We start from the raw sequence: 21970 nt of genomic DNA, 5'->3' as shown, positions 1-21970 counted from the left end.
CTGTCAGAGGTCTACGCAACACTTCTGTTGCCGCAATATTCCTCGAACGAACTACCCAGCGCCACAGTCAGAATCACTGTGAACTCAACCAGTCACCTCCGCATCGGCAGAGCGCTACGACGCTTCCCGCTCCTCGTCGGTGCACAACGCGGAGTACTTGGCGAAGGCTTCCTGCAAGGTCAGCGATTTGCGTCGCTCGGTGATGTCGCGGGGCTTTCCCTGCACAACACATCGACGAGCATGTTCGATCACAGCTTCACGTATGACGCTGGAAATGTCCGCGCCCGTGAGCTCTTGGAGGGTCTCTAGGGCCCTCAGTTCCTCTACGTCGAATCTCACCGTTACCGATCGTCTAGCCACGCTCAGGATGTTACTTGCGGGTACACCAAATTTGGTGAGTTACATATGCGTCGAGTCGAATATCTTTGGGCGCCAAAACCTTCGAATTCCGATCTACGTGGGTAAATAGTTTTCCACTCACGGCACTCATGTAATGCAACGCACACGGCGCTAGCCAGCGTGCCGACGGACACTGTCGCTGTCTATGCTTGCGAAACACTGCCTTCGATCGGAGATACAACGCGTGAGCATCGACCACATCGTTTCCGCAGTCGACGGCGACGCTGCCGAGCGAATCAAGACGGCTCTGACCCAGAGAGCCGCAACCTCGACGGACACGACCACGCTGGTGTTTGACGGCGTCCGGATCCAGATTCCACCGTCGGTCGGCGACGCCGTCGTACAGCTCCTGACCTACCTCGCTGCCGGCGACAGCGTCGCCCTCGGGCCAGTCGCAGAGCTCCTCACCACCTCGCAGGCAGCAGAGATCCTCGGCGTTTCGGACACGTATGTGCGCAAGCTCGCCGACGCCGGGAAACTCCCGATCGAACTACGCGGCACCCACCGCAGGTTCCGCCTCGATGACGTGATGACCTACCGCGAGCAGTTCCCCAAACGCACCTAGCTCTTTGCGTACATTCCTTCGATCTCCTTCGAGAACCGATCGACGACGACATTGCGCTTGATCTTGAGCGTCGCTGTCATCTCACCGTCTTCCTCGGTCAGATCGCGATCGAGAATGACGAACTTCTTGATCGACTCCGCATGCGAGACAGCAGCATTGGCGTCGTCGACGGCCTTCTGCAGCTCCGCTCGAAGGTCCTTGTCGTCACGTAGTTCGGCGACGGTGGCACCAGAAGGCTTGCCGTTCTCCGCCTTCCACTTCTCGAACACCTCGGGGTCGACGGTCAACAGCGCCGTGATGTAGGTCTTCCCGTCGCCGACGACGACTGCCTGCGAGACGATGGAATGCGAACGGATACGGTCTTCCATCGGGCCGGGCGAGACGTTCTTGCCGCCCGCCGTCACCAGAAGATCCTTCTTGCGTCCGGTGATGGAAAGGTAACCGTCGCTGTCGAGTTCACCGAGATCACCGGTTCGCATCCAGCCGTTGACGAATGTCTCTTCGGTGGCCTTGTCGTTCTTCCAGTAGCCCTTGAAGACAACCCCGCCGTTGAGTTCGATCTCGCCATCCTCGGCGATGCGTACCCCGTTGCCGCCCATCGGCTGTCCGACGGTTCCGATCTTCTGAGCACCCGGGACGTTGACGCAGTGCGCCGCTGTGGTTTCGGTGAGGCCATAGCCTTCGTAGATCGGAACTCCGAGCCCACGGAAGAAGTGCCCCAGTTCAGGAGTGAGCGCGCCGCCGCCGGAGATCGCGAACCAGCACTCGCCGCCGAGAGCCTCACGAAGCTTCGAATACACGAGCTTGTCTGCCACTGCGTGCTTCGCCTTCAAGATCAGCGAAGGACTGCCCTTGTCGAGAGCTTGGCTGTACTCCTTCGCGGTGGCTTCGGCGAAGGCGAAGATCGCGCCGGGAATCTTTCCACCGGACTCCGCCTTGCGTGCTGCGCCGTCACGAACTTTTTCGAAGACACGCGGAACACCGAGGATGGTGTTGGGCTTGTAGCGCTCGAATTGGGTTGTGATGGTGGCAAAGTCGGACCAGTGGGCCTGCGACGCACCAGCTTCGAACGTCGCGAGGGACACCGCGCGGGCCAGTACGTGAGCGAGCGGCAGGAAGGTCAGGACTCGGTTTCCCGGAACCGCAACCTTGCCGATCGATGCAGTGAGAATCCCGCGCACCTCGGACAGGAAGTTGCGGTGTGTGAGGATGCATCCCTTGGGACGGCCTGTGGTGCCGGAGGTGTAGACGAGTGACGCCAGATCGTCGGCTTTGATGCCCGCGAGTCGCTTCTTCAACTCGGTGTCGTCAACGTCGGCGCCCTGTACGGTCAGCTTTTCGACTGCTCCGTCGTCGATCTGCATGACGGCCTTGAGAGTGCTCGGCGCGTCCTGGAACAGCTGCTCGTGCGCGCCGGTTTCGACGATCGCGATGACGGCCTCGGAGTCTTCGAGGATCCAGCTGACCTGGCCCTGAGACGACGAATCGTAGATCGGGACGGTAGCGGCGCCGGCGGCCCAGATGGCGAAGTCGAAGAGCGTCCACTCGTATCGGGTCGCAGAGAGGAGTGCGACGCGGTCGCCTGCCTGCACGCCAGCGGCGATGAGCCCGTTTGCGACGCCGGTGACCTGCTCGGCGAACTCTTTTGCCGTTACATCTACCCAACCCTCGCCCTTGGGGCGGGAGAACACCGTCAGATCTGGCGTGCGCTCGGCGTGAGTGAAGACGGTGTGCACCACAGACTCGTTGTCGGAGATGGTGAACTGGGCTTTGGCGCTGTACTCACTCACAGGGTGTCATCTCCGTTGGTCTGCGATTCGATGCTGATTCTGAAGCGGTGGAGTGCGCGGGCGAAGTCTGCGACCTCGGACTCGGTCCAATCGTGCAGCCTGCCGGCGACTTGGTCGAGCCGACGCGCGTCGGCGGCGTCGAGGTATTTGCGGCCCGCCTCCGTCAGGTGCAGCGGATTGCCCTGGCGAACGGATCCCGGATCGGCATATACCCAGCCTGCCTCGATGCAGCCGCGAACTTGGCGCGAGATGGTCGAGCGGTTGACGCCGAAGACTTCGGAGATCTCCGTGGCCTTGCAGCCGTCGTTGCGGCCGATGAAGGAGAGGAAGGAATGCTGCGCGATCGACGGGTGATCATCGGAATGCCGATCCCCCGTCATCAGCTGCCGCGTCAGGTGCACCAGCTCGTCATGGACGGCTGGTGGACCGGTGAGCGCCATTGCTCCGTCGTGTTGCACTGGGCAACTATAACGCTGCCCCTAGTCCCGATTGCAATATGACCGCCGCCACCCCGCCGGCCGAAGGAGGTAAGGCCCGCTCACCGAAGCGAATGAGGACCACACGGCCCCGACTATCCTGGTCACGACAACAACCGCAGTAAACAGTGTCCGCCCGTACGCGGTCCGGACACAGGAGACGAGGATCAATGAGCGAGAGAGACACCGCCGATCAGCCGCTTCACATCGACGGCGCGATTGCCCTGGTGACGGACGAGCGCGACGAATTGGTTCGCCTGTGCGTTCAGACTCTCGCCGAACTACTCGGCAGTGAACCCGACACCGACGACGACGGCGACATTGTCGTGCCGGTTCACGGGTTTGTCGTCTACGTGACAGTTGCGGATGACGGCCCTCAGATCAACGTCTGGTCCTCGGTTCTGACCGGCCTCGGCAATCCCTCGCATGCTGCGACTCGACTGATCGAACTCGCGCAGGAATGGCCGCGCCTGCGTTTCGCCTTCAGCGGCGACCATCTACTGGTCTCCACAATGCTCGACGCCGACCCCTTCGCGCCGCAGCATCTGCTCAACCTGATCGACGAGGTTCACGACTTCACTCACGAACTCGACGATGATTTCGCTGAATCCTTCGGCGGAACACTCGACTGCGACGCGGATGACGACAGTTACGCCGGAGACTGCAATCCCGGCGGTTGCGGTGGTGACTGTGAATGTGCGTGCGGAGCCGACGTATCTGGCAAGCCCTAATTGGCGAATAAATTCATCGCGCCAACCCTAAATTCAACCAAATAGCAAGGAGCATGCTTACGCTCACTAGGGATACCCCAGAAGACGTTCGCACCTCTATCTTTCCGGATACAAGATTCAATAGGACACATACTGAACAATTAGAAGTGCACAGGAAATGCTTTCAAATATCCGCGAAAAACGTTCAAATTCGCAAGCCACAAATCACACTCGCAGAGAATCGGCGATCGCCTCGCCAACTCGACGCGCAACCAATGGTGGAACAGCGTTACCAACTTGCCGGGCCTTTGACGTGAGGGTGCCAACCAATTTAAAAGATGGTGGAAATGTTTGCAGCAACGCTGCTTCACGCACCGAGAGAGCTCGATCTTGATCGGGATGACCGAAACGTCCATTTGAATAGCTTATGCACTTCGTCGTCAATCCTGAGGCAGGCTTGTCCCAAGAAAGGCGACCGTAAACATCAGTATGACCTTTGTAACTAGCGTGACATTCAAGCTGAAGAGACTGTGGCCAATTCAGTCGACTACCACCTTCCGGCGTAGCCTGAATTCTTTCAATATTCCTTTCAGAGAGCTTCATCGAAGCATGATCTGGGTCTGCAAGGTCCACTTGTCCTGCAGAAATATTCGGGAGTTCTTTGATCCATTCCGCAACGGTCGAATAGGCGATAAGGCCAGAACCGTGAGTTGGATCCGGTAGTCTGACCTTCGATATTCTCGACGCAACCAACACTAACCTTCGGCGAATCTGAGGAACTCCATAGTCCGCCGCACGGATAACTCCAAAATCTACCTCATACCCTTCTTCAATCAGCGTATCGACAAAAGTTTGAAATGGACCAGATGTCGGATCCAATTTCTGAAGGCCAGGAACATTTTCAACGAGCACAAAATGAGGTTGAAGCTCCACAATAAACTTCAAAAATACAAGAAGTAGGTCACGCCGAGGATCTTCCTTCGCGCTTATCTTCTTTTGTTTCGAAAAAGGCTGACAGGGGGCACAGCCAGCGAACAAGACGAAGCCTTTCTTAGGCATCACCTTCTCGATACTCGACGAACTCAATTCTTTCACATCAGATTCAAAAAAATCAGCCTCTGGAAAGTTCAACCGAAAGGTGGCAGCGGAATCGGCATCATTGTCGATTCCAGCAACAATCTTCATTCCGGAATTTCGTAATCCCACGCTTGTTCCGCCACAACCAGAAAAGAAATCTACCACTGCGATGGGCGGTTTATTCATGATCCGTCCCTTTCCACGTAAGCCTGCACCCTTTGACGTATCCACTGTAGCTCAGGGGCCTGACAATCCACTCTGGCGAGCGCTTGACGCTGCGTGATGAGGATTTCAGCTGAATCTGCTCGATCCGAACCGGTATAACCCAGGCTCAAAGTGGCCCGATTAGCCCATATTTCTTTCGCTGCCTCGCTCGAAGCCGAACCATCATCTCCTGATAGCGACAGGAGCAACTCCTCAGGCGATCGCCCCGGAAGATAGTCCAGATTGGTTTCAGCCCATCCGAGGATTGCGGTTGCGCGATCGACCGCCTGCTTGGTGTTGTCACCATCGCCCCCATCAATTCCTAGGCTTCCCTTTCGAACTCCTATAATCAGCAACTCATCCAATATTTCGGCATTCGGAACAATCTTGATCTGTCGCACTTTCTTCCCAGGACGTTGATCACCATCCAGAAGCACCAGCGCCTCCAGGCCAAGTTGGACAACAGAAGGAATCAACCGATTCTTTATTTGATCCTCACCACCCCCTATTTCAATATTTATATGGTCAGTATACGCTGCCCCTAGCGGAGAAATAGCTGTAAGCACAAGATGTCGAGCTAGGTCATCCTCAACATAAATTGTGTGACCGGGAGCTTGGCTACCTATTCGTATAAAAGCCTCGTCGGCTAGCGAACTTTGAGAAACTAAACCAACCTGTCCAGTCATGGCATTTTGAGCCAAAACCTTGATTGCATTTGGAGGAAGACTACGAATAATCTCGGCCGAATGAGTTGATATGACTACCTGATGATGCTTTTTTGAACATTGAACTCGCAAGAAATGCATAAGAGCTATCTGCGCACCTGGATGTAGTGAAACTTCCGGTTCATCTAATATGATCAAAGATCGATCTTCTGAGTCGAGCACCGACTTGACGATCATGATTACAGCATATTCGCCACTTCCAGCGAACGCTTCGGAATAACTAAATCCGTTAGTTCGTACTCGAATTGTATAACCTTCGAAGTTGTAGAAATCATGCTTGACGAGTCGGATTTCTTCATACTTTCGTCCCAATATTTTACTAATCCAATTCAACTTTACAGAATCGAGAGAGAATGGCTTTTCCAATACTCGATTTACATTATGCAATTTATGGTCAGATTCAAGATTCTCGATAGTCTCCGAAAGATGGCGAGCCTGCCTTCTCACCAAGGACTTTTTGCTCTTAATATCATTCTTTCGATTCCGGGCATTGAAATGAAAATGTAGATCGTATGCTGGAATATCATGCCGAAAATCCAGGTAAACTACGCTCTTTTTTATTGCCTTCCATCGAGTAGCTACACGAAATTCCAAGTCCTCAGGGTCCGTCTCCTCCATCGATGGCATCCTCGACATTCCGTCACGAAGAGATGGTCGTGTAGGTTCAAAATAGTCTGGATCGCCCTCTTTTGCGACTCGCATCTTTCTGGATTCAATCAAACTTCCAGTTTTAGAAAGATATCCATGAATAAATCTATGTTGCTCTTCGGCCGAAATTGGATCCAGGCTTGTCGAGAACCAGAAGTTGCCAAAATTATAATAGTCTGGACACCCTTCAAGTGCCCTAAGAATGGAGGTCTTGTTGGTGCCATTAGTTCCTACAATAGCCGTAATCGGGAAACAGAATTCAATACTCGTTCCGTCTTCAACATTCTTAAATCTTGGAAATCTGATCAACCGAATGAACGGTTCAAAGTTTTCGCTTTCCAATTCTTTCGCCAGGTCTGCGTTCGTTACCAATTTCGATCCCCCATAGCCAAGATTGAACCGTACTAGATATTAATACCATAGACAGAAACGTAACATGAGAACATACTATAGACGGACTACATTTCTCGAAATTTGGATGTGCCGCCACGCCAATATGTAAGGAATCCATGCGCCTTTCTGACCGCCTCCACTACCAAAACGGCGCACGGGCGGAGCCCCTACCGGAACGCACTCCCCTTCGAGGTCAGTGCCTTCACCCGCTCGACGGTCCAGACCGCCAGCACATCGACCTTCCGTTTACGGCCGGTCTCCTTGTGCGTGTCGATCTCCTGCTCCGCGATGATGTCCTTGATACCGTCCGCATCGAGAGCTGAAAGACGTTCCAACAGAACCTCTTCCCCTTCAACCTTGAAGACCTCGAACGGGTCGAAAGCACCGGGCTCCCGCTTCACCTTCGGAGCCGCAGCACGACGACGCGGCGCCGGCGCAGAAGCAGGTACCGCAGCGGCGGATCCATCGGACGGAACTGCGAAAGCGCTTTCAATTGCCTTCGCGAACCGTGGGGTACGGGCAGCTTCCTCCGCGACTACCTGAACCAGCTTGGCCAGCAACACCGATGCCGAGGCATTAGTTGCACCCAACTTCAAGAGCGCGGCACCGGTCTCCTGCACCTGCACGCGACGACGCGCCTCATCGATACCCGCACTCATAGCTTCGCCTGCGCTTCCGTGAGAATGTTCTGCGTAATTGCACGCATCTGATCGAACTGACCTGCATTGCCGTACTTCACCTTCAAAGTGCTGTACGGGTGAAACTCCGCCGACGCGGCAATCTGATTCGACTCCGCGAGATATTCCGGCAATACGTGTGGGACGTTGGGATCGCGCCGAAGATTTCGCACAGTCGTGCGGTGCACCGCCGAGTTGGACTTGTACTTGGTGATCACCAACCCGAGTTCGAAGAGTTCACGGCCGAGTTCTTTGCCGAACTTCGCGATGTGCGTCTGGATCTGCGGAATGCCGTACGTGGAGAGCACATCCGGGATCGTGGGGATCACGTAGCCGTCTGCCATTGCCAATCCGTTGAGTGTGATCGGCCCGAGATTCGGCGGGCAATCGATCAGGACGTAGTCGTAGTACGGCATCACCGGGGCGACGGCATCCCTCAACAATTCAACCGGCTTGGTGGAGTTCCGATCAGCAACCCGAAGGGCACTGATCTCCTCCTGCAGCTCGATCAAATCGAGAGATGAGGGAAGCAGATCCACACCCGTCACTCGCTTGACCGGAGAAACTCCGCGCTGAATCGAGGCTTCAAGATCGAAGTTCGACGTGCCATCGACGGCGTCGCGGAAAATGGTTGCGCTGGTCAGCCCTTGCTTGTTGAGTTCGAGCCAGTGATCCTCACTGATCATCATCGTCGTCAGATTGATCTGCGCATCGAGGTCGATCAGCAGCACGCGCTGACCGAATTCGAGCGACATGAACTCGGCCAACCCCGCGGTGATCGTCGTCTTACCGACGCCGCCCTTGAGGTTGATCGTCGCGATCGTCTTAGCCATCAGAACCCATTCCTGTCTCCCACCACAACACACCTAGTTCGCATCGACGATCGCCCCTGTCCCCGACTGCTTGACCCGAAAACCGATTCGCCCCAACGGCTCCGCCGCGTGCGGAAGCGCGTACGAGAACAACGTCGCAAAATCGCGCGAGTCCACGGGACCAGCCTGTGCCCGTTTCAACTGACGAGGAGCCGGATCGTTCGCAAATACCAGAATCAATGCACCGCGAGTCTTCCGATGAAGTGCACCCGCAAGCGGTCCGCCGTTCTTCTTCGGGCTGCCCGCAATGTGCTCGATCGCATCGCGCTCACGAACGGCCGTACCGGTGAAACCTGTTCGGTACTCGCGTTCCTGGCGTTTGCGATTGACGATCGGAAGTTTCTCGTGCCAACCCTTGATCTCGATCGGCTCCCGGGTCTTGGGATACGGAAGCAGAACTGCGAAGTCTTCGAGCAATCCGGATTCGATTGCGGTCGAGAGCGCTTCGCGGTGGGGACCGAAATCCCACCCGTTCGCCCACTCGAACTGGTCGACGGCCTCCAACACCACATGGGCAGGGACGATGCCATATCGCGCAGTGAACGATCGCGAAACGTCATCCTTGTCAACGAAATTGAAGGACCCTGTTTCGTCCAACGACTTCAACAAGGGTGTAACCGCCTCGAAGTGCCGAGCGTTGATCGAACCGTCGCCTCGCGGGGGCTGCATCGTGAAGCTGAAACTTTCACCACCCATGCCTCGATAAACCAGATCGGCGTTGAACATCTTGTTTCGAGCCGTTGGTCTGAGCCACGGCAGCTGCTGAAACACCATCGGCGGCACATCGCGTGGAGTGACCCATGGTTCGCCCTTCCCGTTCACGCCGCTGAACCTGGTGAGCTCGTTCCGGAACTCCTGCTCATCCCGAACGATCGCCTCGAACGCCTTGTACATGTCGTAGTCCGCGCCGGCGGGTCCGCCAACCGTGCGGCCGATGAACAGGCGCACCAAGTCTCGGTACCCGGGGCGGAATCCGAACCATCGTCCCATCTGCATCAATGTGTCAGCTTGGCCCGTTCGACGCGTGTAATAAGTGATGGTCAGGCCCTCGACCGTGAAGCCGCGACTCAGCTTCGTGCCGCCGACCAGAATCTTCCACACGCCGCGTTCCTGGAAATCGAGGGAATCCTGTTTGTAGTCCTTCTCGGCCGCACCATTGACCACGATAACGGGGCTGGTTCCCTCGGAAATCTTGTCGTAGGCAGCGCCGATGAATTCCTCCAACTCGGCAAACGAACCAGGATTCTCCAGTTCACTGCCCCGAGCCGCACTCACCACCGCAAAGTCTTCGGCCCAGAGCTTGTCCAGCCGGGAAAGACTCTTGGCCTGGCTGTATCCGGCCGATTTCCACAAGGCCTTGAAGTCGTCGGCTACGGCGTCATGCTCGGCCTGCTTCACCGATTCGTGCACCAGCATCGTGTGGTGCCGATACGGCTCGGCGCCCTTCGATTCCCGGAATAGCTTGATCGCCCCCGTCAGGACAAACGAGTCGAGCGCTCGCAACTGCTCGGCTGAGCGATCCTCGTCGCACTCGGCCCGGAGATCCCGTACGTACGCTTTCTGGTTCGAATTGGCCGGAGTCTTGTCGTCGTCTTCGAGATCGTCTAGATCGTGGAAGTCCGCACCACCCATGTACGGGCCGGGCCGCTCGAGACTGACGATGAAGTCCGAAGGAAAGACGTTGACGCTGTCTTCCGGATCGACAAACACATTGGCAAAAGGTGTTGCGGTGTAACCGATATACTGGGCACGCTTGAGTAGACCGAGGATCTCAGCAATCTGACCGTTGATCGCCGTCCGCTCGACCTGCTCGGTTTTCATCTTCTTCGGATCGATCGTGTTCACCGATGCCTGATCGGCTTCGTCGTCGATGATCAGGGCAGGAATCTGATCGAGTTCGGTCGGCACTTTCTTCAGATCGGCCACCAGCTTCTTGAGGCTGGAGACGTTCTTCTTCACGACCGCGATGCGAATATTGCTGGGGTACAGATTCTTCGGATCATTCAGCGGAAGGGAGTGATCCACGGTTTCGAAGTGCAGTGCGCTCAGGCCCGCGAGCAGGCTCTTGTAGTCAAAGGTCGAGGTGGTGAGTCGACGGATAGCCGGGATTTCATTGGTCTTGTTCGGATCGATTTCGTGTTCGAGAAAGTTCCCGTTTCGCCAGTCCTCGTCGTTGGCGTAGTCGTCATCCACGCCTGCACTGATGTTTTGACGACCGACCAATTCCATGTCGAGGCGTCGCTGAGTCTGGCTCCGGAGAATCTCGATCGTGCCGGTCAACACGATGACCAAGCGGTACCCAGCGTCGATCGCCTTGGCCACCACGCCGCTGAAATTCGCCGTCTTCCCGCTCTGGACGTAGCCGACCACCAAACCTTTGGACTGATACGGCTCGGGGCGCGTCGGATCCGCGAGCCGGTGCACAACTTCAGTGGTTGCGATGTCCAGCTTTCCGATTGTCGCCTCGTCCCAGTTCTTGTCGGCTAGAACTCGCTTGTAGGCACGCCAATAGAAGTCGTGCTCGCGGCGGCGTTCAGAGGTGTACCAGGGGTCCCACGGCTGCTGAGCCGCAATGACAACCGGCCCACCTTCGCGAGGAAAGTGCGCATCCATCTCGGCGTGGGCGTCGACCGGCAATCCCAACAAGTCGTAGATCCGAGCCCGCCGTTCCGGACTTTGCGGAACAGTCGAGCCTACCCACGTCTCGACACTTTCCGCATCCCACTGCCGCAGACGCGAGGTGAGCGCCGTTCGTACACCGACCGCACTGTCGTCGAGGAACACATCGATGATGTCCGCGATGGTCAGGCCGTCCGGATAGCTCGCTCGCAGGCGCGCGTTGACCGGGTAGAGCACGTTCTCGGGCGGAAACCCGTCACCGAGTTCACGTGCAACCGCACGGAATACTTCATCACTCACTGCACTACCTGCTCCCGGTGCGCTGCCACTGCGGAAATCAACACTTCCTGCCACGCCTGCATCTTTTCCCTCTGACGAGCGCCGATTCTGGTTCCTTCGAACATCTCACTCACCAGCAGGAAGACAAGAGTCTTGAGCACCGGAGCATCAGCCGGGTCGAGACTGCGGCGTCCGAGCAGATCACGCCGAAAACGCGCATTGATCCACAGAGTTCGAGTTTTGAGGTCGACTTCGAAGAACTGATCACGCGCCAAGGCTCGCCAACTCACGGCGACCGGATCATCGCCAACGCTGAATTCGAAGGCGTCGCTGAAGGAATCGAGCACGTCTTCCGGAAAGCCGGATGCCGGTTCGATGACGCTGATCGGCCGAGGTGCAGAACTACGAGCCGCGCGCACCGCGCGCTCGGCGTCGGTCAAATACGAGCGGAATCCACCGTCGCCCTCCGTGAAGACGGCCCCGTCGACGGCAGCCGACGCAGTGGCGTCGAGCGTCACCCCCGATTTCTCGGGATTGATTGTGATGTGCTGCAGTAGAGAATCGTTCAGATCGACGGCAATTCGTGCCAATCCGTAGTCCGGTCGGCCCCGCACTATCGCGTTCCAGCCGCCGATCTGCAGGAGTCGATCGTGCCGATAGAAGTAGAGCCCCTGCTGGTCGCGGCCGGGGGCGCCGTGGATGCGAAATTCCGGTGCATTACTCCGAGCGGGCCACAGGTGAGCTTCGGCGGTTACTGTGGCACCGGCGATCGGCACGGTAAGTGTCCGAGGGTAGTTCGGGTCGCCGGTACGCGGATACCGGAACGGGTCGATGGCACTGACTGTGCGCAGCGCGCCGGCGCGTCCCGCTTCGACGTCGAAGACATCGACAGTCAGAGCAATCCGGCCGGATTCGATGAGACGGTGAAATACGACGCCGAGATGACTGCGCACGTCGTTGATGGTCTGTTCGAGCCAGCTGGTCTGCTCGTCCGCGTGTGCGGACATGAGAAAGGTTGTGATGCCGCGCCATTCGACAACAGTGCCGGTGTTGAAGGGAAATCGGGGCGTGACAGCGTCGAAGAATTCGGCGGCTTGCCGGTCCTCGATCACCGAAACTGACTGACGCCCCTGCACTGAGGTGGAGTCGATCTCGCGGCCCTGCGTCGGGTGGCCCGACTTTCGAGACCACACTCGTAGCAAACGAGCCTGACTCAACGACGCTGCCTTCATCCCCACACCGAAATGACCGAGGTCCTCGGCGGCATAGTCGCGTCGACGGCCGTAGGTCATCGCAGCATCGATGGTGTCACTGTCCATGCCGGAACCGTTGTCGATCACCATCATCGACACGATCCGTGTGCCGTCCTGAACGAATCTGATCAGCACGTGGGAGGCCGCGGCGTCGAGGCTGTTGTCGATCAGATCGGCGAGCGCTGTCGCGATGGTGTGGTGCAAGCCGATGGCGCCGGCAAGGGACTCGTCCGCCGCAAGGATCTTGGTGCCCACTATGCGGGTGCCCGCGACGTCAGTCATGAGATGCATCCTTACCGTCTGCCTCGTCGATTTCGGATGCTTCGCCGCGCCTCCACGCCGCCTCCAAGAAGTCCAGAATCACGTCCTCACCACGATCTTCGTACGCGCGCAGTATCTTTCGTGGACGGTCTTCGCCGTCCAGACACACGGCTTCGGCAAGGATCCGCACCACATGTCTCTCGGCAGTTCGCAATGGCTCGCGATTGCCAACCTCTGCGAGTGCCTGACGTAGTGGGTCGATGTCAGAGTGGACGATCGCCGGTCGAACCACGCGAAAGGTTCCGTCTTGCCACAGCTCGAGCAGCACGTCTTCGCCCTCGACAGCGGAGAGTTCACGCAGGAATCGGCGGATAGTGCCGAACGTCGGCTGCGCTCCGGTCCACCGAACTGCTTGAACGCCGAGGTGGCTCTCCAACTCGATGGTCTCGCCGCGCGCACAGCCCGCAGCGACCGCAACACCGGCGGGCACCGCAAACCCGGAACCCCGTAGATGATCGGAGGTCACGGTCAGTCGATACCGCCACGTACTGCCTGACCGGTACAGGCGGCGAGTCAACTCTGGCGTCTTCGCAGTGTTACGTGTCCGCTTGCGCCGGACGATCCCGTCACCACCAATGTTGAACTCACTGGTTCCTTCAGCCTCTCCCGAAGAAACCGATTCCTCCCCAACGGAATCCGCACTTCCCCAGGCGTGCAGCCGCCACACTGCGCCGTCGAGCGTCACGCGATCGTCGGCCTCGMGCGCGCGCTCGATCGACCGGTCACTGCGATCGGACTTCAGCAAGTCCACTAGCTCGACGACGGTCTTCGGCGATCCGACGGCTTCGAGCGCGCCGACTGCCAGATCGGAGATCCGACGCGCACGCGTCAGCGCAGACTCCGCCACTACGACGACCCCGCACCACGCAAGCCACTTCTCCAGTTCGCCGCGTGACATCGACACCACTTCGGCGACGTCGTCGAGTGCAACCACACCGTTGGGGGACTCAAAGTCTTCCAGCAAGGTCTGAGTGCGTTTCTTGGCCTCCGCGACGCCCGGAGCGGCAGCCCAACCGTCAGTCACCTCGAAGTAGTCGTCGAGACGGTCCAGAACCAACCACAGCGGAACTCCGTAACCAGGCACCTCCGCCGCGATGCTCGGATGCACGTCGAGGAGGCGATCAAGCGAAGCTACCGGCTGAATCTCGACGCGCAGGCTGCCAAGCAGGTTCCCCACCGCCGTCCCGAATCCGCACGCCGCGTTGAGTTTGGCTTTCACGTCGGCCTCGATCTGCCCGACTCGCCCCGAGCCCACTCCGAGCTTGGCTCCGATCGCTCCCCTGCGCTGCGGAACTCGCGCCACGATCCGCTCACGCAACACCAACGACTCCCGCTCATCCAGCTGCGAGAAGAGATTGTCGATCTCGTCCATCGCGTCAGTACGGTCGGTGTCGGGCAAGTCGTTTGGCGTCAGAGCCGAGATCCGGGCGGCAACTTCCTGAATCGAGGCCGGAGATTCATCGTCGATCTCGACGGTGACGAGTGGTCTGCTGTCCTGGCCTCGGACCCGTCGCCACATCGCCAGCTGAGCGAGATCGTCGAGCAGCGCTGTGATCGCGGGTGGGGCAACTGCTTCCTCAGCGGTCTCGACGCGGGCGAGCGGAGTCGTCATGACCGCACAGACCAACAGGTTGAGCACTATGTCGTGCACCGTCTGTTCGCTAGTTCCGCGCACGCCGAAGATCTCAGCGGTCGTGTGCGTCAGTAGACCGCCGATTGCTTTGTCGGTGGTGAGCCGTGACAACGCCGTCACTGCGCGAGTATCGAGACTCAACACCTCCAGCGGGAGATCTTCACCAAGGAGCGGAAAGCTCTCGTGTAATACCGCTGCCGCGTGGTGAGCGATGTAGAGGGACGCCAGCTCGGAGAGAACCTTCTCGAGATCGACCTCGAGAACAGTGAACGACGGCGCTTCGCTGAACCACCAATCAGGCGACGGGGCCAGCGGCTCGAGCAGCGCAGCACGATCGGATACGTAGTCGTCCAACCAAGGAAACAGATCGACCCACAGCGTCTGACTCAGCTCGTTCGCGGGAAGCGAGTTCACACCCAACGTCAACGCACTACTCCCACTCACGGATACCTTCATTGCAGTCAAAACCGACCGCGATGTCGGTAACAAGTTACTGCAGCTTGTGAGCGGTCGCAGCGCCGGACCTGCTTACCCGACAGTCAGGCTTCTCCGCTCAGTCGACGGCGGTGAAACCCTTCGCCCGATCTTTGTCGGCCGAGGTCCACAGCGTCGTCGACAGTTCTGCCTTCACCAGCGGGATGACCTCCTCGGCAAAGCGGCGCAGAGTGTCCTTCTGCTGCTCGAAGTCGAGCACGTGATTGACCGACACCGATTGGAAATCGTGGCCGTAGCTCTGGTGGTAATCGAGGATCTTCTCGGCGACCCGCTCCGAAGACCCGACCAACGCCGGCCCGCGGTCGACGGCTTCCTCGATGGTCCGGAAACTCGTCGACTTTCCGACGGCTTTGGGATCGTGCTTGCGTTTGTCGGCCTGCGCAACGGCGCCTTCGTAGATCGGACGGAACTCTTCGATGGCCTGTTCGGTCGTGTCGGCGAGGAACAATCCGCCCGAACCCGAGCCGACGTACGCCTTGGACGGGTCGTGCCCGTACGCCAGGTACTGCTCGCGGTAGTGGTCGATCAGCACTTTGTAGTTCTCACGAGGCTGGAAGGCGTTGGCGGTGACGATGGGGTCGCCCCACTTCGCCGCCAGTTCGACGGCCTCGAACGAGGTAGCCGATCCATGCCAGATACGGAACGGTCCGTCGTAGGGACGCGGTAGCGTCGTCGCGTCCTCGAGCGATGGTCGGTGAGTCCCCACCCACTTGACGTTTTCCTCGCTGATCAGCAGTTTGAGGAGTTCGTAGTTCTCGGCCAGGTATTCGTACTGCTTGGCGATATCCAACCCGAGGAGCGGGTACTGAAGGACCTCGTTGCCCTTGCCGATCACGATCTCGAGGCGTCCCCGGCTCAGCTGATCGATGGTTCCGAAATCTTCGGCGACTCGAATCGGGTCGAGTAGCGACAGGACGGTGACACCCGTCGACAGCAGGATTCTGTCCGTGGCCTGCGCAATCGCCCCCAAAACGACGGTTGGCGCCGACGAAAGAACCGGCCCGGCATGGCGCTCACCCACCGAGAACGAATCGATACCCAGTTCTTCGGCGAGAACCGCCAGTTCGACGACGCGGTTGAGCCGATCGGACGGGGCAACTTCCTCGCCGGTCACTGGATGGGGTGGATTGAAAATGATGTCCAGAACCTGAAAACGCATGACCCGTCTTTCTCGATAACCGCACAGCGCGCCTGTCCCTCGGAGGCTAGCGCGCGGCGGCTCGACGGATCCGCCATCCGAGGATGCTCCCAACGCAATGAACTCGCGAAACACGCTATTCAGCAGGATCTTTCGACTCAATGAGACCATTCAGTCGATAAAACTCTCACCGATCCGAAGTCGACCGAAAACATGCCGAACTCCCGCCAGGCAGGACCTGTGTCACCGACCAATCAAGCGCACGGTAAACATGAAGTACTAAGAGTGCGTTCCCTTACTCGTTAAGAGGTACTTGATATGAACGGTGCGGCAGCCATCGGTGATGGCATATTCCAGATTCCTGTCCCGATCACGGACAACCCTCTCGGGCACACGCTCGTCTACGCCATGGAATCCCCCGGCGGACTGATCTTGGTCGACGCTGGTTGGGGTGACGACAACGGCTGGCAGGGCCTCAACGCGGGGCTCGCCGAGATCGGACATTCGGTGACCGACATCGAGGGCGTCGTGGTCACGCACTTCCATCCGGACCACACCGGACTGTGCGGACGGGTCCGCGAGGCGTCCGGCGCCTGGATCGCCATGCATGAGGACGACCACTACCTGTTCGATCAGATGTCGACTGCGCGTAACGACGAGTGGATGGCATATCAGCTAGAGAACATGGAACGCGCTGGAGCGCCGAAAGCCGACCGTGATGCATTCAAATTGACGGCCGCGGGCGAGTCTCCCGTGGGCCCCGAGTCCGCTCCCGACCGCCTTCTCGCTGACGACGAGATCATCGCACTCACCGGCCGCGGCCTCCGCGTTGTCTACACCCCCGGCCACACGCCTGGCCACGTCTGCTTCTACCTCGACGACGCCGACGTCATGTTCACCGGCGACCACGTCCTGCAGAAGACAACACCGCACGTCGGCAACTTCGTGTACCCCCTCGACGAGCGTGACGCCCTCGCCGATTTCCTCGACTCGCTCGCACGGGTGCAGAACATGAACATCACCCGCGGTCTCGGCGCTCACGGCATTCCGATCGACGACGTCGGAGGTCGCGCCGGCGAGTTGATCGAGCATCACCAGGAGCGACTCGATCATCTGCTCCAGGAGTTCGCCGACGACAAGCTCACCGTGTGGGACGTCGCGGCAAAGATGAAGTGGTACAAGCCGTGGGCCGAGATCTCACCGATGGGAAAGACGATGGCGTTGTCCGAAGGTGCAGCTCACCTTCGCCATCTGGTTGCCCGAGAGCAGGTCTCTCAGGTTCCCGGCTCCGAGCCCGCGCTCTTCGCTCGCTCCATCTGAAAGATCAGGGCCGACAAGCACTCCGCTCGTCGGCCCTGATCGCTATTCCGCTTCGGCCTGATCGACTATTCGGGTCGACGCCGATCGCGGGACCACCACCACCGGAACCGGTGAGTACCGCACGATCTTCGCCGCCCGACTGCCGAGGAACACCCGCGCCAGTGGACCTGCCTTGCTCGAGCCGACAGTCAGAACGTCACCTCGGTCCCACTCGACGCCCTCGAGCGCCTCGGCCCAGTTACGACCATGGCTGATAACCGATTCCATGACGTCGGGTATTTCGGGCAGTGCACGCACGCGCTCGAAGGCAGCGTTGGTCTCGCGCTCGACCACCTCGGCCCACTCGGAGATGATCGGTGAATCCCCCTCGGTCCCGAGTGTGGTCGTGTACTGCGCGTTTGCGCGAACTGCAAACGCCGCCAGTCTGAGTCCGGCATCGACACGCGCAGCCACGGTCGCGGCGGCGAGCACCAGATCGTCTTGATCGGGTGTGCCCGAGTATGCGGCGGTGACGCGGCGAACCACCTCACCGGGCTTGGTTCGAAATCCCCTCGGCGCCAGGGCGACCGGAACGTCGGAGCTGTGCAGCAAGCGTGAGGTGACACTGCCGAGAGCCACGTGACCGAACACCCCGGCCGTAGACGAATCCAGGACGATCATCTTGGCTTCGTGCTCGTGAACGAGATCGAGCAGGCCACTCGACGTCGACTGAGCCTCATGCACGACATAGGTCACGTCGACATCGGAGGGCATGTCTGCCCGCGCTTTCGCCAGTGCCGCTTCGGCTTCGGCTCGCAACTGCTGGTGGTATTCGGCGTCGACCCGCGCCATCCCGGGCGGTGGCGGCGAGGGAATCACCGCGCAGATCACCAACGGTTCACCGGACGAGCGTGCCAACAGCGTTGCCAGATGGACGGTTCCGGAACTGTCACCGTCGGGTGCGTATCCCGCGAGCAGCGTCATGAGTCGGACTCCGATCCCAATTCGGCGCGGTTCTTCACACCGAGGCGCGAGTGCTTCATACCGTAGGCGAAGTACCAGATGATCGCGACGGTCACCCAGACGAGGAACACGTAGATCGTGACGGTTCGGAGGTCCTTGATGATCCACAGGCAACCCAGGATCGAGAGGATCGGCGTCACCGGATAGCCGGGAACTTTGAAGCTGCGCGGCAGGTCCGGGTCACTGCGCCGCAGGATGATGACCCCGATCGAGACAACGAGGAAGGCCACCAGGGTTCCGATACTGGTCATTTCGGCGAGAAAGTTGATCGGAATGAATCCGGCCAGAATGCTGATGACGACGCAGACGATGATGGTGTTGGGCACCGGCGTCAGAGTCCGCGGGTTCACCTTGTGGAAGATCGACGGAATCATGCCGTCGCGTGACATCGCGAACAGGATGCGGGTCTGACCGTAGATGACCACGAGCGTGACGCTGCAGATCGAGATCACCGCACCGGCGGCCAGAAGTGTTCCCGGCCAGGTAGATCCGGTCACCTGTTCGAGGATGGCGGACAGCCCGGCTTCCTGACCTTCGAACGATGCGGAATCCTGTGCACCGATCGCCACGGCGACAACGGCGATGTAGATCGCGGTGACGGACACGAGCGCAATGAGGATCGCGAGAGGGAGATTGCGACGAGGGTTCTTCACTTCTTCGCCGGCAGTGGACACAGCGTCGAGGCCGATGTACGAGAAGAAGATGATTCCGGCGGCGGACATGACGCCACTGAATCCGAACGGTGCGAAGTCGGCGAAGTGATTGCTGTTCCATCCGGCGATGCCGACCACGATGAAGAGCAACAGAATTGCGAGCTTGATCGAGACCATGATGGCGTTGGCCTTGGCCGATTCACTGGCGCCGCGGATGAGCAGAACACCGCACAGGCACACCAGGATCACTGCGGGCAGATTGATGATGCCGCCCTGCTCCGGCGCTTGTGACAACGCGTCGGGGATCTGGAACCCGAAGAGGTTGCCAAGCAGCTGGTTCAAGTATTGCGACCATCCGACGGACACCGCCGCGGCCGAGACTCCGTACTCGAGAAGCAGACACGCGCCGACGGCCATGGCCGGAAGCTCTCCGAGCGTCGCGTAAGCGTAGGAATACGACGAGCCCGACGCTGGGACAGCTCCGGCCAACTCCGCGTAACAGATCGCCGTGAGTCCCGCGACGATACCGGCAACAACGAAGGAGATGATCACTGCCGGACCGGCGACCGGGACCGCCTGCGAGAGGACGAAGAAAATACCGGTGCCGATCGTGGCGCCGATGCCGAACATGGACAACTGCGCCAAACCGATACTGCGGGTCAGCTCACCGCCGTTGGTATCTGCGCCGGTCTCCTGGTCTATCTGCAAAGCCGGCTTGCGCCGAAGTACGTGTTTGACGAGAGTAGCCATCGACGCTCCTCTAGAGTGCCTGGTAGGAAACTGTTGTATCCTCATACTGCACGTAAGTGTCCTGCGACACAACAGTTGGAGCAAAGTTGCCCAGCTCACGCCAACCGTCCGGTCTGGAATGCCCGGATCGTGAACCGCCTTCGGAGAAAACGGGGAGATCATGACCGGACCGACCATCACCGTCGACCTGCGTCGTATCGAACAGAATGCGCGCGTCCTCGTCGAGGCGTCCAGCGCTCACGGTATATCGGTGGCCGGTGTCAGCAAATCTACGTGCGGCTCCCCCAAAGTGGCACGAGCAATGGTCCGCGGCGGCGTCACGCAGATCGCCGACTCCCGCCTGGACAACCTGGCCCGCATTCGCCGCGACGGCATCACCGTTCCCCTGATGCTGATCCGCGCACCGTCGCTGAACGAGATCGACGACACGATCCGCTACGCGGACATCAGCCTCAACTCCGAGTTGACGACGATTGCTGCTCTGGGCAGAGCAGCACAAACGCGAGGAGTCGTCCACGACATCGTGCTGATGATCGACCTCGGAGATCTCCGCGAAGGGATCCTGCCGGCGGAGGCGTTGGACGTAGTCGCTGAAATCCTTCCCATCGAGGGCATCAGACTGATCGGAATCGGCGCGAACCTCGCCTGCGTCGGCGGCATCCAACCGACCGTCGACAACCTGTCGAATCTGGTCTACCTAGCCGACGAAATCACGAAGCGGTTCTCGATCGAACTGCCGATCGTTTCCGGCGGCAATACGTTCTCGCTGCCACTACTCGAGACGGGCACGATGCCCGAGGGGATCAACCATCTGCGTTTGGGCGCCAGCATCGTTTTGGCCGAATCACCCACTCCCCCCGGACTGTACGAACTGCTGAACAACGATGCCTTCACTCTCACCGCGGACATCATCGAGGCCAAGGTCAAGCCGTCGCGGCCGTATGGAGTCTCAGGGGAAGACGCATTCGGCCGACGCCCCGTCTTCGACAACGAGGACAAGCCGAGCCGACGCCTGATCTTGTCCATCGGCCGCGAAGACATCTCGCCGGAAGGCTTGACCCCGATCGATCCGCGCCTGAAGGTGATCAGCGCCAGTAGCGATCACCTCCTCGTCGACGCCGGAGAAACAAGCGACGAATACCGACTGGGTGGCACCATCGACTTCACGATCGATTACGGCGCGCTCTTGATGGCGATGACATCGCCCTACGTCGAAAAGCGCTACGTCCTGGGCACCGAACCGATCGATGCCAATGCGAGCGTCGAATTGATCGACCTCGAAACTACCGGGCTGGCAAGCCATCTCCTCGATCACGGTCTACGCGAGGACATGTCCGGAATCGGTTTCAGCTGCATTCAAGCCGAGAACGCCGCCGCGGATCTCACGACGTTGCCGCTGTGGCTCACTGCCGAGGCCTGGCAGAACACCCAAATTCCGATCGCCACCGAACCCGGAACTGATTTGGGCGCAATTATTTTCGCTTCACACGGCGATATCGAACAATTGCTGTCGTCGGCGGCGGATCTGCACGGCCCCAGTTTGGAGAACACCGTCTTGGTGGGCGTCAAGAACGCCACGGTCGATCACAAGCGCGCACTCGACGAGTACGGAGTATTGCTGGTGACGATCGACGAGATCGATCGCCGTGGCATGGCGGCCTTGATGCCTCGCGTCCTCGCCGCGGCGGGTCAGGGTGTGAACGGCGTCCACGTCCACTTCGACCTGGACATCATCGACGGGCGCGTTCTCGGCGTCGACGACACGACGCATCTGGGCGGCCTCACATTCCGAGAAACGCACCTCGCCGCCGAATTCATCAGCGAGACCGGCCTGACGAGATCGATTTCGATCGGCAGCGTTGCGGGAGCGGATTCCGATCCTCTCGGCCGTCAGGCGACCTTCGTCGACGGACTGGTTGCATCGCTGCTCGGGCGCAAGGTGGTCAAAGCCTGACGTTGTCGGCAGCCCTT

The 21970-nt window shown here is 59.1% G+C and carries 17 protein-coding genes; 4 read left to right on the top strand and 13 right to left on the bottom strand.

All coding sequences use genetic code 11. From position 1 onward, the window contains the following. Nucleotides 1–114 precede the first annotated feature (114 nt). Complete coding sequence (locus tag AC1DVN_RS26485; RefSeq protein WP_029255755.1) at nt 115–339, bottom strand: hypothetical protein; 225 nt, start codon at nt 337–339, stop codon at nt 115–117. Between the two features lie 244 nt (nt 340–583). Between AC1DVN_RS26485 and AC1DVN_RS26480 the strand changes: the two genes are divergently transcribed. After that, nucleotides 584–964 (top strand): helix-turn-helix domain-containing protein, encoded by a 381-nt coding sequence (locus AC1DVN_RS26480; RefSeq protein WP_477994402.1) that lies wholly within the window; start codon nt 584–586, stop codon nt 962–964. Here AC1DVN_RS26480 and AC1DVN_RS26475 read toward each other — a convergent pair. After that, entirely contained in the window at nt 961–2754 is a 1794-nt protein-coding gene (locus AC1DVN_RS26475) for an AMP-dependent synthetase/ligase (RefSeq protein ID WP_378669851.1), read from the bottom strand. The genes AC1DVN_RS26480 and AC1DVN_RS26475 overlap by 4 nt on opposite strands. Next, nucleotides 2751–3194 carry a MarR family winged helix-turn-helix transcriptional regulator gene (locus AC1DVN_RS26470; RefSeq protein ID WP_007726042.1) on the bottom strand — a complete coding sequence of 148 codons (444 nt, stop codon included), beginning with the start codon at nt 3192–3194 and terminating at the stop codon, nt 2751–2753. The genes AC1DVN_RS26475 and AC1DVN_RS26470 overlap by 4 nt, the downstream gene beginning before the upstream one ends. A 206-nt stretch (nt 3195–3400) precedes the next feature. Here AC1DVN_RS26470 and AC1DVN_RS26465 point away from each other — a divergent pair, with 206 nt between their 5' ends. Continuing rightward, nucleotides 3401–3961 (top strand): T3SS (YopN, CesT) and YbjN peptide-binding chaperone 1, encoded by a 561-nt coding sequence (locus AC1DVN_RS26465; RefSeq protein ID WP_378669849.1) that lies wholly within the window; start codon nt 3401–3403, stop codon nt 3959–3961. 204 nt (nt 3962–4165) lie between these two features. Here AC1DVN_RS26465 and AC1DVN_RS26460 read toward each other — a convergent pair whose 3' ends face one another. The 8 genes from AC1DVN_RS26460 to AC1DVN_RS26425 all read right to left on the bottom strand — a co-directional run bounded on the left by AC1DVN_RS26460 (nt 4166) and on the right by AC1DVN_RS26425 (nt 16295). Next, nucleotides 4166–5203, bottom strand: coding sequence for a DNA cytosine methyltransferase (locus tag AC1DVN_RS26460; RefSeq protein WP_477994401.1), 1038 nt, complete (start codon nt 5201–5203; stop codon nt 4166–4168). Then, nucleotides 5200–6966, bottom strand: coding sequence for an ATP-dependent nuclease (locus AC1DVN_RS26455; RefSeq protein WP_378669845.1), 1767 nt, complete (start codon nt 6964–6966; stop codon nt 5200–5202). Before AC1DVN_RS26455 ends, AC1DVN_RS26460 begins: the two co-directional genes overlap by 4 nt. A 188-nt stretch (nt 6967–7154) precedes the next feature. Beyond that, on the bottom strand, nt 7155–7646 hold the full coding sequence (locus tag AC1DVN_RS26450; protein ID WP_347874212.1) for a hypothetical protein: 492 nt from the start codon (nt 7644–7646) through the stop codon (nt 7155–7157). Next, nucleotides 7643–8497, bottom strand: a complete 855-nt coding sequence (locus AC1DVN_RS26445) for a ParA family protein (RefSeq protein WP_003940667.1) — start codon at nt 8495–8497, stop codon at nt 7643–7645. Before AC1DVN_RS26445 ends, AC1DVN_RS26450 begins: the two co-directional genes overlap by 4 nt. A 33-nt stretch (nt 8498–8530) precedes the next feature. Continuing rightward, a complete protein-coding gene (locus AC1DVN_RS26440; protein ID WP_378669843.1) occupies nt 8531–11455 on the bottom strand; it encodes a Z1 domain-containing protein in 2925 nt (974 codons plus the stop codon). Continuing rightward, on the bottom strand, nt 11452–12969 hold the full coding sequence (locus AC1DVN_RS26435) for an ATP-binding protein (RefSeq protein ID WP_378669841.1): 1518 nt from the start codon (nt 12967–12969) through the stop codon (nt 11452–11454). The genes AC1DVN_RS26440 and AC1DVN_RS26435 overlap by 4 nt, the downstream gene beginning before the upstream one ends. Then, nucleotides 12962–15085, bottom strand: a complete 2124-nt coding sequence (locus AC1DVN_RS26430; protein ID WP_477994400.1) for a hypothetical protein — start codon at nt 15083–15085, stop codon at nt 12962–12964. The genes AC1DVN_RS26435 and AC1DVN_RS26430 overlap by 8 nt, the downstream gene beginning before the upstream one ends. A gap of 109 nt (nt 15086–15194) precedes the next feature. Continuing rightward, a complete protein-coding gene (locus tag AC1DVN_RS26425; RefSeq protein WP_378669835.1) occupies nt 15195–16295 on the bottom strand; it encodes an LLM class flavin-dependent oxidoreductase in 1101 nt (366 codons plus the stop codon). Between the two features lie 297 nt (nt 16296–16592). Between AC1DVN_RS26425 and AC1DVN_RS26420 the strand changes: the two genes are divergently transcribed. Next, nucleotides 16593–17594 carry an MBL fold metallo-hydrolase gene (locus tag AC1DVN_RS26420; protein ID WP_204856374.1) on the top strand — a complete coding sequence of 334 codons (1002 nt, stop codon included), beginning with the start codon at nt 16593–16595 and terminating at the stop codon, nt 17592–17594. A gap of 42 nt (nt 17595–17636) precedes the next feature. Here the strand turns inward: AC1DVN_RS26420 and AC1DVN_RS26415 are convergent, their stop codons facing one another. Both AC1DVN_RS26415 and AC1DVN_RS26410 read right to left on the bottom strand, forming a co-directional pair. Then, nucleotides 17637–18557 carry a universal stress protein gene (locus AC1DVN_RS26415; RefSeq protein WP_003940649.1) on the bottom strand — a complete coding sequence of 307 codons (921 nt, stop codon included), beginning with the start codon at nt 18555–18557 and terminating at the stop codon, nt 17637–17639. Next, nucleotides 18554–19999 (bottom strand): amino acid permease, encoded by a 1446-nt coding sequence (locus tag AC1DVN_RS26410; protein ID WP_378669829.1) that lies wholly within the window; start codon nt 19997–19999, stop codon nt 18554–18556. The genes AC1DVN_RS26415 and AC1DVN_RS26410 overlap by 4 nt, the downstream gene beginning before the upstream one ends. A 160-nt stretch (nt 20000–20159) precedes the next feature. Here AC1DVN_RS26410 and AC1DVN_RS26405 point away from each other — a divergent pair, with 160 nt between their 5' ends. After that, entirely contained in the window at nt 20160–21953 is a 1794-nt protein-coding gene (locus AC1DVN_RS26405; RefSeq protein ID WP_397510525.1) for an alanine racemase, read from the top strand. Nucleotides 21954–21970: the final 17 nt, after the last annotated feature.

This window comes from Rhodococcus sp. P4_E4, from assembly GCF_056401575.1.
This window is presented reverse-complemented; position numbering and strand designations above follow the sequence as displayed.